This is a genomic window from Alteromonas sp. ABH4_456, assembly GCF_056160645.1.
Genome location: NZ_JBSWXO010000007.1, coordinates 1 through 12,646, shown reverse-complemented (window position 1 = coordinate 12,646; position 12,646 = coordinate 1). Strand labels below are relative to the sequence as shown.

Annotated in this window: 11 protein-coding genes and 1 pseudogene; 6 read left to right on the top strand and 6 right to left on the bottom strand. The window is 42.8% G+C overall.

What is annotated here, in order from left to right; all coding sequences use genetic code 11:
• Positions 1-203: 203 nt before the first annotated feature.
• Entirely contained in the window at positions 204-1,133 is a 930-nt protein-coding gene (locus ACXAG2_RS12030; protein WP_474867288.1) for a LysR family transcriptional regulator, read from the bottom strand.
• Positions 1,134-1,261: 128 nt separating this feature from the next.
• Here ACXAG2_RS12030 and ACXAG2_RS12025 point away from each other — a divergent pair, with 128 nt between their 5' ends.
• The gene (locus tag ACXAG2_RS12025) at positions 1,262-2,680 is read left to right on the top strand and encodes a sulfatase family protein (RefSeq protein WP_474867286.1); all 1,419 of its coding nucleotides are present in this window, start codon (positions 1,262-1,264) and stop codon (positions 2,678-2,680) included.
• A gap of 159 nt (positions 2,681-2,839) precedes the next feature.
• Here the strand turns inward: ACXAG2_RS12025 and ACXAG2_RS12020 are convergent, their stop codons facing one another.
• Positions 2,840-3,763 (bottom strand): helix-turn-helix domain-containing protein, encoded by a 924-nt coding sequence (locus ACXAG2_RS12020; protein ID WP_474867283.1) that lies wholly within the window; start codon positions 3,761-3,763, stop codon positions 2,840-2,842.
• 154 nt (positions 3,764-3,917) lie between these two features.
• Between ACXAG2_RS12020 and ACXAG2_RS12015 the strand changes: the two genes are divergently transcribed.
• The 4 genes from ACXAG2_RS12015 to ACXAG2_RS12000 all read left to right on the top strand — a co-directional run bounded on the left by ACXAG2_RS12015 (position 3,918) and on the right by ACXAG2_RS12000 (position 9,391).
• Positions 3,918-5,135: an FAD-dependent monooxygenase gene (locus ACXAG2_RS12015; protein WP_474867280.1), complete on the top strand. Its 1,218-nt coding sequence runs from the start codon at positions 3,918-3,920 to the stop codon at positions 5,133-5,135.
• A 243-nt stretch (positions 5,136-5,378) separates the two neighbouring features.
• Positions 5,379-5,918: a hypothetical protein gene (locus tag ACXAG2_RS12010; RefSeq protein WP_474867627.1), complete on the top strand. Its 540-nt coding sequence runs from the start codon at positions 5,379-5,381 to the stop codon at positions 5,916-5,918.
• A gap of 588 nt (positions 5,919-6,506) precedes the next feature.
• Positions 6,507-8,849: a TonB-dependent receptor gene (locus ACXAG2_RS12005; protein ID WP_474867277.1), complete on the top strand. Its 2,343-nt coding sequence runs from the start codon at positions 6,507-6,509 to the stop codon at positions 8,847-8,849.
• 212 nt (positions 8,850-9,061) lie between these two features.
• Positions 9,062-9,391: a hypothetical protein gene (locus tag ACXAG2_RS12000; protein ID WP_474867275.1), complete on the top strand. Its 330-nt coding sequence runs from the start codon at positions 9,062-9,064 to the stop codon at positions 9,389-9,391.
• A 501-nt stretch (positions 9,392-9,892) separates the two neighbouring features.
• Here ACXAG2_RS12000 and ACXAG2_RS11995 read toward each other — a convergent pair.
• The 3 genes from ACXAG2_RS11995 to ACXAG2_RS11985 form a co-directional block, all read right to left on the bottom strand.
• Positions 9,893-10,186 carry a HigA family addiction module antitoxin gene (locus tag ACXAG2_RS11995; RefSeq protein WP_474867273.1) on the bottom strand — a complete coding sequence of 98 codons (294 nt, stop codon included), beginning with the start codon at positions 10,184-10,186 and terminating at the stop codon, positions 9,893-9,895.
• Positions 10,186-10,464: a type II toxin-antitoxin system RelE/ParE family toxin gene (locus ACXAG2_RS11990; protein WP_474867270.1), complete on the bottom strand. Its 279-nt coding sequence runs from the start codon at positions 10,462-10,464 to the stop codon at positions 10,186-10,188. The genes ACXAG2_RS11995 and ACXAG2_RS11990 overlap by 1 nt, the downstream gene beginning before the upstream one ends.
• A 96-nt stretch (positions 10,465-10,560) precedes the next feature.
• Complete coding sequence (locus tag ACXAG2_RS11985; protein WP_474867268.1) at positions 10,561-11,085, bottom strand: DUF8051 family protein; 525 nt, start codon at positions 11,083-11,085, stop codon at positions 10,561-10,563.
• 121 nt (positions 11,086-11,206) lie between these two features.
• Here ACXAG2_RS11985 and ACXAG2_RS11980 point away from each other — a divergent pair.
• Positions 11,207-11,801 (top strand): annotated as a pseudogene (locus ACXAG2_RS11980) (IS110 family transposase); the annotation flags it as partial.
• A gap of 33 nt (positions 11,802-11,834) precedes the next feature.
• On the opposite strand, the gene ACXAG2_RS11975 reads toward ACXAG2_RS11980, so the two are convergent.
• A complete protein-coding gene (locus ACXAG2_RS11975) occupies positions 11,835-12,491 on the bottom strand; it encodes a LysE family transporter (RefSeq protein WP_474867266.1) in 657 nt (218 codons plus the stop codon).
• Between the last annotated feature and the right edge of the window lie 155 nt (positions 12,492-12,646).

Sequence of the window (12,646 nt, the reverse complement as noted above, 5' to 3'; positions counted from 1 at the left end):
AAATATTATCTACACAGTGTTATTTTTGATAACTTAAGTGTTAATACTTCGTAAAGACAGGACCCTTTATGTAAACATTTCATTTACAATGGGGCTACGATAAGAGAATTAGTAATATTGAAAAAATTAATTTTCTTAATATAAGTAATCGAAAACAGAAATACCTTACGAATAATTAGGTAACTTACAGGGTATTTTTGGGTTTAAATGATTGAACTGCCAGATTGGATTATGCGCTTTGTTGCCTCGATATAATGAGTAATGTGGTCGTTATGAACGCGTGTTTCTCGAGTGATCGCAAACACTGTCCAACCAAATTTACTTACATCTATATCGATGATCGTAAACTCGCTGGTATCAAGGGCATAAATTTTGTCATTGTGAGGAAGAACCGCTACAAAAGGCTGTAATTTCAGCATCTTCAATACCGACTCACGCGCGAGTACTGGGCGTTTTTTAACACTATCTGGTGAATTGACACCGAACTCAAATAACATTTTTTCAATTTCTTTATATACAAAATTGAGAGTTGAGGGAACGATCCACGTGTAGGGTAGCAAATGTGAAAACGTAATATTTTCAATCTCTGTTAGCGGATGTGTATTGTGAACCACCAGTTGCAAATGCATTCTAAGTAGCGGCTCCCATTGAAGCCCGCGAGTATCAGTGTCTAATCGAATAGGACACAATGCCAAGTCTATATCACCATTTCGAATTTGATCAAAAACTAACAATCTATCATCTACTCGAAAAGTACCTGATTCGACAATCTGTACATCGGGATATCGCGTCTCAAAGTCACAGCTTACGACTGGCAGTAACTCTCTAATAATGGCAGGTCCAGCGTAAACGTTTAAACGGTGAGCTTGATTACTGCTAATACGCTGGGTATATCGCAGCGCTTCCTTAAAATCCGAGACAATTACACGTGCATACTTTAGTAGGCCTCTCCCGGCTTCATTGGGCTGAACACGATAACCCGACTTATCAAAAAGCAAAGCGCCGGCTTCAACTTCCATTGAAGCCATACTTTTTGTAACAGCAGGCACAGTTATATTCATTTTTTCAGCCGCCTTTGCAAAGCTCCCCTCATCGACTACAGCGATAAAAATTTCAAGTTGCTTGATTCTCACCTTTAGTTCCACGCATTTCAAACAGGTTAAACAAAAGTTAACTTATCGTTGATTTAGTTTCAATATACTTAACGTTTTAGTTATCGCAAACTTATCTCATATAGGAACGCTAAACTTGAGGACGCGACATGATAACTAAATTGATTTCCTATCAGTTTGCCTGGAGAGTAATGTTACTTAGTTTGTGTGCATGCGCTACAAATGTGCAAGCCAATACGAGTCAACCCAATATAATTTTTATATTGGCTGACGATCTGGGCTTTGGCGATATAGGTAAGTATGGACGCCCTGACTATGAAACGCCGACGCTAGATAGCCTTGCCGACGAAGGATTGATGTTGACCAACGCTTATGCCAATTCGGCGGTGTGCTCACCTACGCGCACCGCATTATTAACGGGTCGGTATCAATACAGGTATCGCGTAGGGTTGGAGGAACCTTTAGGCAAATTTGATGATTTGGGTATTCCAGAAAATGAATTAACTATTGCGAGAGCCTTTAAATCTGCTGGCTACTCCACAGGACTCATTGGAAAATGGCATTTGGGCTACGCTCCAGAGCACACACCTCGAGAAAGTGGATACGAACATTTCTTCGGCTTTTTCCCAGGGGGAATAGACTATTTTGAACATAAGGTTTATCACGGGAAAGTTAAGATTCCTGGTTTTAAAGCGCCACCACAAGACGGATTGTGGAGAAGTACCCCGGATGGCCACGAGCCTGTTGCTGTTAGCGGTTATGCTACAGATATTTTTGCTAAAGAAGCACAAGCAATAATCAAGCAATTCTCTGAACAAAATAACCCCTTCTTTTTGAGCCTTCATTTTAATTCTCCCCATTGGCCGTGGGAAGGTCCAAATGACGTTCTTCGCTCTAAAGAGCTAACTACAATTTTTGACAATGATGGTGGAAATTTTGCCACCTATGGTGCGATGGTCAACAGTCTTGACAACAATATTTCAAACATACTGGGCACATTGGAAGAACTGGGGTTAGAAGAAAACACAATAGTTGTGTTTACAAGTGACAATGGTGGCGAGCGTTTTTCTTACAATTGGCCTTTTTTAGGTAAAAAAGGAGAATTACTAGAGGGTGGTATCCGCGTACCAGCCATTATTAAGTGGCCCAAAGCGATAGAAGCCGGGACCATATCTGACCAAGTTTTGATATCTATGGATTGGATGCCGACCTTGTTAGCTGCAGCTGGAGTCAATAGTGATGAAGTATCTGGCAGTGATGGTCAAAATTTATTTTCAGTACTTTCAGGAAAGGAAGACACAAAACAAAGAACGCTCTTTTGGCGCTTTAAAAATAATGCTCAAAGAGCTGTGCGTGACGGAGACTGGAAATATTTAACTATCGGCGAGAAAGAATATTTATTCGATCTTTCAGTCGATAAGCGAGAACAGGCTAACCTGGTTCGAAAATTTCCAGCTAAAGCGGCGGAGTTAAGAGCTAAATATGCGCAATGGAATGAACGAATGATGCCATACCCAGAGGACTCGTTTAGTTCTGGAGTTAAGCTCATCTATTCTGACCGCTATTGAATATTGCCGTGCGAGACACTTCGGCTCGCACTACTTCTGTGCTTGAAATACTGGTTTAGACTCGTTGGCAACTGCATGTCCGCAAACGTTTTACTATCGCCAAATAGCATTTGGCGTCTAGCATTTTCAAGACCCACCCGAACCTTTGAGGCGTTACGGTTAGAGCTTCCGATAACTCATCGGAGATAAACCTAACCATTTTTTGAACGCACTTCTAAATACTCTGTCCGAGTGGAATCCCACTTTGTCAGCAATCATTGCGATGGGAAACTCGGTAGAGAGAAGCAAGTGTTGTGCTTTTTGAATTCGTACCTTAGTTAGATAGTTAATTGGAGGCACGCCAACTGTTTCAGAGAACTTTGCCGCAAAAGCACTGCGCGACATGGCTGATAATTGAGCTAAAGACTCAAGTGTCCACTGTTGCTCTGAAGAATGATGTATCGCTTTGAGAGCGTATCTTAGCTGTGGATCTTTTAAGCCTTTAAGCACACCGGGAGCATAGGCTTCGTTACTTAATATGTATTGGCGAATGGAGCTGGTCACGGTGAATTCAGCAATTTGTAGTGCTAACGCAAAGTACCCAGGTTGTTCTTCTTTGGCGAGAAAGTCTGTCGATTGTTGTAGTAGATTAGAAGTAGAGTGTTCACCTTTAGGAAGTGAGATAACCTCTGGTAATTCGTGTGTTAGCGTGTCTGATTCGAATTCAAACGCAATGCCTATTATTTCTGAGTGTTTAGTTCCAATACCGACATCGACTTTAACGATGGAAGAATATTGTTGCTCAATGTCATAGTGATTGTGTACTCCTTGCCAGTCTAGGTCACTAATGTTTTCAAACTGAGTGACACTCTCATCACCGATCAGACAGTCAGCACCGCGCAATGCGATTAGGCTGTCTCCTACGCATAAAGTATAAATGGCATTGTTAAAACGAAACTGCATTGGTTCGCCGGCGGTCACGGTAAGAAAATAGCCAGGGGAGAATTGACAGACATCAACACCGTAGCCTCTGTGTAGAGTCCAGCGTGACACCGTAGTGGAGCGAATTTTTAAACCCATTAACAGGCCGCTTAGCACATCCATAATTTACATATCTTTTATTTTTATTATTGGGATGATGATTTTTGGATGAATCATCCGAAAAAATGGATTTATAAGTCTATTCCATCTAAATTATTTATTAATAATAAACCTGTTCATTGAATGATCAAAACAATAAAAATAATTCGAGGTGATTATGAGAGAAAATGCAGGTAAACAGGTTGCTATTGTTGGTGCTGGCCCTGGCGGCGTTTCCGCTGCTTTAGGACTGATTAAACGAGGCTATTCCGTTAAAGTTTATGAACGAAATCCAGAGCCTAAGCCTCTCGGCGGCGCTGTTTTGTTGAGCGTTCCTGTTCTTGCCGTACTACGTCACTATGATATTGATATAAAGAGCTTTGGCAGTAAAACAAAAGTCGAGTTTCATAACCACAAGGGAAAAGTACGCGCGAAGCTGGATTGGAATCCGCGCGTTGAAGAAGCGTTTGGTATTGAAGGTTGGCATTACGGCGTATTAAGAAAAAATGCCTTCGGTAAGATGATGGAAAAGTTACCAGCGGATGTGTTGGTTCCTGACAAAGTATTTTCCCATTATGTTGAACAAGCGGATGGGGTAGAATTGCACTTTGACGGAGGGCATGTGGAGTATGCCGATATTCTGATAGGTGCAGACGGTGTGCGTTCGAAAGTGTCCGCTCAAGCGTTCGGCGATCCCGAAATATTTCATGTTGGACTGCGTGTTTGGCTAGCATGGTGTGACCCTATTGATGGATTACCGCATGATCGTGGCGTGATTGCGCATTCTCGAAAGTATCAAGCCAGTTATTTCCCAATGTTGCACGATGGTAAGAAAGGCTTCGAATGGTGGTTCGTGGAGCACAGAAAAGAGAATGACCCTGAGCCTAAAGATGCAAAAGCCTACCTAAGTAATATCGCCAAAGACTTTGCTTCGCCTATGCAGCGCTTTATTGACGCAACGGACTTTAAAACCCAGATATTTCCCTGGGACATCTATAATCGCCCATCACTAAAACATTGGTCAAAAGGTCGAGTCGTTTGTCTTGGCGATGCGGTGCATCCGGTTTCTCCTTATGCAGCCTACGGCATGGGGATGGCGATTGAAGATGGTTACTTCTTAGCGAAATTTTTAGGCGGCATGGACTTGAAGGATATAAACAACGTACGTCAGGCTTTTACCAGCTTCGAAGAAGAACGTGTCGATTACGTCAATCATCAGGTGGAATTTGCGAGAACACTGGGTAATCTCTTCCACAAAATGCCTTACCCGTTGGCGACAGTTCGTGATTTTGTCTATGACCATACGCCTTTATTAAGTAAGCAACTAAATAAAGACTATCTTGGTTCTCAAGAGTCGATGTGTTTGTCTATGAAAGACCTGCACTTAGCTCGTTAATTTGTGAGTCTAACTTGAGTGCCTAATTTTAGAGGCTAGAAGAGGGTTTTGATATTACAAAGCCCTTTAGTTATGGCTTCCTTGGCGAATAATATAAACACCGCTGACGATGATAATTGCCGCACCTACTAAGGTTAAAAAAGCGATTGATTCGCCCCAGAAAAGCCATCCAAGCAAGGTCTCCCAAATTAACGATGTATATTCTAATGGTGCGATGGTCGCGGCAGGGCCGGGGCGAAAAGCTTGTTTATTGCCCTTGCACAAGCGGCCTCGGTTAGTTATCGCATTGCTGTGGGGCCAGATATGGGCAAAAAAGTATTCACTTTACAAACCTTGCCCGCCAAAGACGAACAACACTACGGACAATTAGCTCAGATATTGCGGTTTCAGTTGGGGGGATCACTTGGCACATTTAACATTGACGACCCAGCGAAAACAGGCTTGTTTTTATCTGTTGCGAGCATTGGAGTCATTATCGGTGCCGTATTATTTCGATTCGCCAACGGCAAGTTTTCAACCAAAAAATTGGTGATGATAGAGTTCCTGCTGATAGGCCTCGGATTTTTGGGTATGTCAATGTCAACATCACCGGAAATACTTGTTGCCAACTCTCCTCACCTTGGCGGTGTCAAAACTCAAACATTCCTATCGAGGCAAAGGCACAGGGATATGGCAATCGACATATGCTATTGGCCAATTTTTATCGACCTTAGGCTTCGCGTTTGTACTTGGGCTGCTTGGACCTATACAGAACGGGAAAGACAATGTGTTGGGAGCATTTAGCGTTTATGGCATCGTGGCATGAATTGTTATTGCATTGGCTTTCTTAATCATAAAGACGGGCGAACACAAATCGACGGCATAGTCTTGCTGCATGTTTAATCCCTTTGGCTGTTAGGTGGGCTTTAGCATAAGCCCTCTTTTGTTATTGAGCCCATCTGACACTTCTATACCTTGCACTGCACCCGAACTTAGTCGAACTCACGCGTACTGCTTTTACATTCTGATAACCGTGATCGTTAAAAATGTGACCGTTTGGTCAAAAATCTAAATTATCAATAGTAGGTTTCAACATATTCAATAGATTAATACGTCATTGTATTTAAGGCCCTACTTCAACAACGAAGGTCTTGTAATACATGGGCTGAAAAGCGACCTTGCAATAAGTTTTACTATGTATTTTAGTTTGTGATAGTTGGGTATCACAAAACTAAAGTACCTAAAAGTTTCAATTTGGTTAAAATCTTGTAACTCGAATTGATGGCACAAAAAACGGAATAGGCACCACTTGGAAGGTAGTGAATATTCAATTCAATTTGTAAAAAGTTACATGGAATAAACACTCGAATCACAAACTAAGATTAGGGACACATGAAAAGTATTACAACATTTAAACGGTCTGCGTTGGTCACTCTGATTGCTACAATATTCGCGCAGCCTGTAATAGCGCAACAAGCGCAAAATGAAGACTCTGAATCAGAGGGTTTTGAAGTCATTATGGTTAAGGCACAACGGACATCACAAGATATCCAAAAGGTGCCTGTCAGTGTGCAAACATTATCTTCCGATGATTTGCAAAAACAGAGTATCAATGAGCTGACTCAGCTTTCAGCGCTTGCGCCAACACTTCAGCTTGGGCAAGACAATACATTTGCCATTCGTGGTATCGGTACTCTGGTATTTGCTGAAACTATTGACCCCAGCGTGGCGTTAGCCATAGACGGCGTCAGCTTAGGGCGTAATTCTTTGGCAGGCCAACCCTTTAATGATATCGCTTCGGTAGAAGTTTTGAACGGTCCTCAAGGTCTGTTGTTCGGTAAGAATGCGTCGGCAGGGCTTGTGAATATCACAACAGCCAGACCTGAGTTCGATGAGTTTTCAGGCAAAGTGGCATTAGAATATAACGTTAGAGATACCACTCCTACAGATGCAAAGGGGCATGTGATTAGAGGAACCCTCAACGTGCCTGTATCAGACAACTCTGCTATGCGCATAAACCTTTTGTCATCTTCTCAGGACCCGTTAATTGACAACATTTATCCAAACGACGATGTGAGAACTGACTTGGGCCAGGATAAATCAGGTATAAAAGTTAAATATTTATACGAAGATGGTCCATGGAGCTTTTATGCCATTGCCGATTACAACACCAATGACGGAACAGCAGAACGCTATAGCAGAACGTTTAGAAGTGTGGACCCAGACAGTGAGCTTTGGGACTTTCTCACACCGGATAATATCGTTCCCGGTCCTGAAAATATGACTAACAACTCAGACGGCGAGATGTTCAGCGATATTGAAACGGGTGGTGCGCAGGCTGAACTTACTTACGAATTTGACAATGGTATGGAGCTTATCAACATTGCTGCTTGGCGATATTTTGAAAGCGACGTGAACTTGCACAACGATTTTGTCTCCAGTCAAAACATTGTTGCCAACCCAAGTACAAACGATTATGACCAATTCTCAAATGAACTCAGATTAGTCGTGCCGAGAACAGAAGATTATTCAGGGCAGGTGGGTTTGTTCTATTTTAACTCTACCTCTGATTTAACCAATACGTTTGACGTTCAGGGACCACCGCCGTTTGTTGCTATAGGCTTCCCATTTTGCGTGGGTGCTGAAATTTCTGGACCACCGCCTGGGTGTCCATATAGTAACGATGTCTTCTTGGGCAACGACAGTGAAACTGAGTTAACACAAGAAAGTATTGCTGTATTTGGTCAGTTTGATTTTTACTTAACTGACAGACTAACGGCTGTTGTGGGTGCACGGATCACGCACGACGAAGTGTCTACAGATGTTCTGCAGTCACAGCGCAACTACTTCAACAACATTGGTGGTCCACGCGGTCGTTTTGAAGAGACCGTAGACAATACAAATCTTAGTTGGAAGCTTGGTGTTAACTACGATTACACCAACAAGGTAATGTTGTATGCCTCAATAGGGCAAGGCTACAAGGCGCCTGGATTTAACACGACTAATTTGGGCGACCCCAACATTCCTTTTGCTGTTGAAGATGAAATATCGACAACGTTTGAAGCTGGTGTGAAGAGCAGACTGTTAGACAACAAAGTGATTTTGAATGTTTCTATATTTAATACCGACTTTGACAACTATCAGTCACAGTCATTTAATTTGGATGCCGAATCGTTCATTCTGCAAAACGCTGCAAACGTAACATCTCGTGGTGCCGAAGTCTCATTTAAAGCGATGGCGACGGATTACCTCACGCTTCAGTGGGATACGTCTTTCTTAGACGCTAAGTTTGATAGTTTCGAAGGTGCGTCTTGTACCCCTGATTCTTTAGTGTGTGGTCCGGATGATTCGTTTTTTGATGCTTCTGGGTTTACATTACCTTTGGCGCCAGACGTAACGTCAACGCTTCAGGCCAACTACGAAAAAGAGCTGTCAGACAACATGTATGGGTACTTCAATGCTGCCGCATACTATCGTTCGAAGACGGCTTTCGGTATCGGATCGCCAATGCGAGAGCTTGACGCGTTTACGACCTTTAACCTGAGTGCAGGTATTTCAACTGATGAAGGCCTAAACGTGTCTATTTATTGCAACAATTGTACAGACGAAAAGAATCCCGCTTCAATTTCGTTTAGTGCAGGTGAGGCCAATAATGGATTCGCTACCACCTTACAAACGTGGGGACTTAACTCCACAAGAACAATTGGTGTTAGGGTTTCCAAGGAGTTTTACTAAGAATGGTGCGCTAGACTTCGGTCTAGCGCGTCTTTTATGACCGTTCAACTATCGGGGTTAGCAATACACTCTTATTCGAATAATCAACTATTTCTCTGTCTTCGATTCCTTTACCGTATTCTGCTAAATTTAATTCAATATTTTTTGAAAATGTCGCGTCTGTCCAGCTCTGCTGAGATTGTGAAACGCGTATATCACATGGAACAATGCATATGAAGTTTTTACAAAAATGTTCAGTTCTCATCGTTTTGTTTGCACTCCCATCTTTGGGTGTAGCTGACTCCAAAGCGGAATTGAAACTTGGCTATGCGCCAGTTGATGACATTGTGAACGCGATGACGATTGATGAAAAAATTAGCATGATTCGAGGCACGGGAATGGACACGGAGGATGGCGGTCTTCAAGTTGGCATTGCGCAAAACAAGGTACCCGGAGCAGCAGGGACGACGTTCGCTATAGACCGACTAAGCTTACATGAAGAAGCTGACGCCGGAGATAGAATTCGAGGGCACAACATACTTATTTCTAGCACAACAACTTAGTTCTACATCTGGGCAATCGCAAAAGAAGTGGTACTCACTCCGGTTAATCCAAAACTCAGATTAAGCAGAGTACCCGCATGATAAACGAGTTTGAGCTAACGCATTCGGATCGGGCCGCGGAAAGTGGCACAACCTACGAGGGTGTGATGATGGCAATCACTTAACCGTGATTGACCCACGAGCATAGACTGATGAGAAGGTGCCACGGCGGATTGAGTAAGGTCAGCTCTGCTTATTCCTCGAATAAGTAACCTACGAATACCAGCATACCAACCGACTAATTTACTGCCTCATCCGGTGCGTTAGCTCATTTAATTTTAATGAGAAATACAACTGATTATGGACTGCAAGAGTGTCAGGGAAGCGCTCGTTCGGGGTTGACAAAGGGAGTCATACCAACACCCACATAAGGAGCAGTAACACGTGGGCTAAAATCCGAGCGAAGCGACAGAGCCCACGTGTTACTGTCCCAGCGAGCCTGCGAGCGACTTAATGTGATTGTTAGGCGGCATGCAGATCTATTGGCTGCACGTTATCCAAGTTGATGTTTTGCTTTGCCTGCCAAAGTTCATAGTTGTCTTGCATACTAAGCCAACTTTCAGGGCTGCGACCTAATACCTTTGACAGCCTTAATGCCATTTCTGGCGTTACTGCACTTTTTCCCTTAACGACACGATTTAGTGTTGAAGCGGCAACACCAAGATGGGTCGCAAGTGCTCTACAACTTATGCCGTGTGGTTCCATGTAGATGGACTCAATAAATTCACCGGGATGTGGTGGGTTATGCATATTCATTAGTGATAATCCTCGTAATTTAAGATGTAAGCATTACCATCCGTGAACTCGAAAGTTACTCTCCAGTTGCCGTTGACTGATATCGACCAAATATTTGACCTTTCTCCTTTGAGTTGGTGAAGAGAAAACCCGGGCAAATTAATGTCATCAATATCTTGTGCGGTATGGATAGCAGCTAACTGCATGCGAAGTTTTTTCGCGTGCTTAGTCTGTATGCCTGAAGTTTTCCCTTTTTCGAAAAACAGCTTCAGGCCCTTATGTTTAAATGACTTAACCATGGCAAGAGTGTAGCGTATTGCGCAACGCGGTGCAACTTGACGCCTAACGTCGCAAATAACCGGTGCAAATGGAGCGCAGCGGAATTTGCATCCGAGTTAATTTGCCTTGTTAGGCGACTTTTTCATTGCCGATTTTGTAGCGAATACGACTATTCCAACACCAAGGGCGATCACTGCAACCACTATCAAAAATGTGATTCCAGATGAAATCCCGGATGCGTTTTCACCTACTTTTGGCATGAATAGGTAAATAAATGAGAAAAGTGTTAGCGGTATCGACAGGATAAGCCCAACCAGCTCAATCCAGAATAATGCTCTCGGCATTTTGTCTGGCGAGACAGGAAATATTTTTCCCAAATCCAGCGCATACACAAAAAAATACGAAATTCCACAAAGTGCTGAAGCGATGACTGCAAGCTTGGAGCCTACAAATGCAAAATAGACCAATATAAAACTGCCAATCCCCAATACCGTGAGAAGCACATTGAATACTCCCAGTGTCATGGGAGATATATGCGAGAAATTTCTATTTTCAATTGGACCGCCAGGAATAAGAATTCCAAGTAATACTGCTGATAGTCCAAGCAAGCTTGCCACAGCATATCCGAGATAATGTTCCATAGTTTTTCCTCGCCTAGACACAATGACTCCCTGTGAAATGCTAGCCTCCGCATTCTCGTGGGTTAGCTGAAAGCCAGTGCCATAATTAGTTTGCTTAAGACTAAATCATTTGGAGGCTAGCATGAACAAACATAGCATGATTTTTATCGGTTTGGATACGCACAAAGAATTCCATGAAGTGGCATATTGTGAAGAACAACGCGGGGCGAGCCCGGTTCATTATGGCCGCATCCCCTCTTCCAAAGTCAGCGTTAAAAAATTACTTCGCCAGTTTGAATCTAAATATCCTGGCGCGACTCTGCACGTTGTCTATGAAGCAGGTTCTTGTGGCTACTGGATTTACCGGCTCATCACAAGTCTGGGTCACTGTTGTTACGTCGTTGCTCCTTCTCTTATTCCTAAAAAGTCCGGGGGAGCGAATTAAAACCGACCGCCGGGATGCATTGAAACTGGTGAAGTCATTAAAGTCTGAAGACCTCACACCCATTTATGTCCCTGAGCCGGAAGATGAAGCCGTTAGGGATTTATCCCGTGCGCGCGAAGCAGCAATGAAGGATTTAAAAGAAGCCAAGTACCAGCTTAAAGCCTTACTGCTTCGAAACAATATTCGTTACGAAGGCACGGCCAACTGATCGAAGAAACATCTACGCTGGCTCACCGAACTCATATTACCTCACCCTGCTCAGCAAATCGTTTTGCAGGAACAGCTGCAAACCGCGGAGCGAGTGACTTAATTTGATTGTTATATTTTACTGCTTGGACCAAACAGACTTAAGAATACCAAACCCAATAGCGCCTAAAATTAAACCAGTGATTTTGTCTACGTAGAAAGCCGCTTTAGTGAATTTATTGCGTACGTTGTTTCTCGATAGTAAGCATATAATGGCTACATCCCATAAAAACACTATAGAAGTCATCCAAGCGCCAAGCACTATTTTGAATTGAAAACTTACATCTGGTGTAAGTGCTACAGTAAAAAGGCTAAAATAAAACAGTAGATTTTTTGGATTAAGAATGCCAGATAGAAAGCCGGTTATGAATTCTTTTGAAAAAGAAAGTAAGGAAAACCCCGCAGACTGTCCTAATGCCGCAGCCATATTTTGATAAGCATTTTTAGGCGCCTTAAGTGCATGAAATGCAATATATATCAGAAACAAGGCGCCAATAACTTTTAAAGTAATCATCAGCGAAACAGAAGCAGAAAGAATAGCACCTACTCCAATAAGACATAAACCAATATAAACAGCATTAGCTGTTGCGATGCCAAGTGCAACGCCGACTGCATTTTTACGATTTCCTTTTAAAGCACTTTTTACCACTAGCACGAAATCTGGGCCGGGGCTAAGAAGTGCAAGAAAATGAGCGATAGCTACGGTAATGAAGATATTTATCAAGCTAAATTCCATGGATTCCTCGAGTTATCAATCTGGCGATGTTTAAGAAATATAGACACAATGACTCCCTGTGAAATGCTAAATAACTGTTCTTAAGTGTAGAGCACCCCATAGGGGAACTCAGTGTGATTTCTGCGATCAGATCAATCGCCAAAAAGAAATTACCG

What these genes read in the sequence shown, in the direction of transcription:
- ACXAG2_RS12025 (WP_474867286.1), top strand. Translation starts at nt 1,262, where the DNA reads ATGATAACTAAATTGATTTCCTATCAGTTTGCCTGGAGAGTAATGTTA.
- ACXAG2_RS12020 (WP_474867283.1), bottom strand. Translation starts at nt 3,763, where the DNA reads ATGGATGTGCTAAGCGGCCTGTTAATGGGTTTAAAAATTCGCTCCACT.
- ACXAG2_RS12015 (WP_474867280.1), top strand. Translation starts at nt 3,918, where the DNA reads ATGAGAGAAAATGCAGGTAAACAGGTTGCTATTGTTGGTGCTGGCCCT.
- ACXAG2_RS12005 (WP_474867277.1), top strand. Translation starts at nt 6,507, where the DNA reads ATGAAAAGTATTACAACATTTAAACGGTCTGCGTTGGTCACTCTGATT.
- ACXAG2_RS12000 (WP_474867275.1), top strand. Translation starts at nt 9,062, where the DNA reads ATGAAGTTTTTACAAAAATGTTCAGTTCTCATCGTTTTGTTTGCACTC.
- ACXAG2_RS11995 (WP_474867273.1), bottom strand. Translation starts at nt 10,186, where the DNA reads ATGAATATGCATAACCCACCACATCCCGGTGAATTTATTGAGTCCATC.
- ACXAG2_RS11990 (WP_474867270.1), bottom strand. Translation starts at nt 10,464, where the DNA reads ATGGTTAAGTCATTTAAACATAAGGGCCTGAAGCTGTTTTTCGAAAAA.
- ACXAG2_RS11985 (WP_474867268.1), bottom strand. Translation starts at nt 11,085, where the DNA reads ATGGAACATTATCTCGGATATGCTGTGGCAAGCTTGCTTGGACTATCA.
- ACXAG2_RS11975 (WP_474867266.1), bottom strand. Translation starts at nt 12,491, where the DNA reads ATGGAATTTAGCTTGATAAATATCTTCATTACCGTAGCTATCGCTCAT.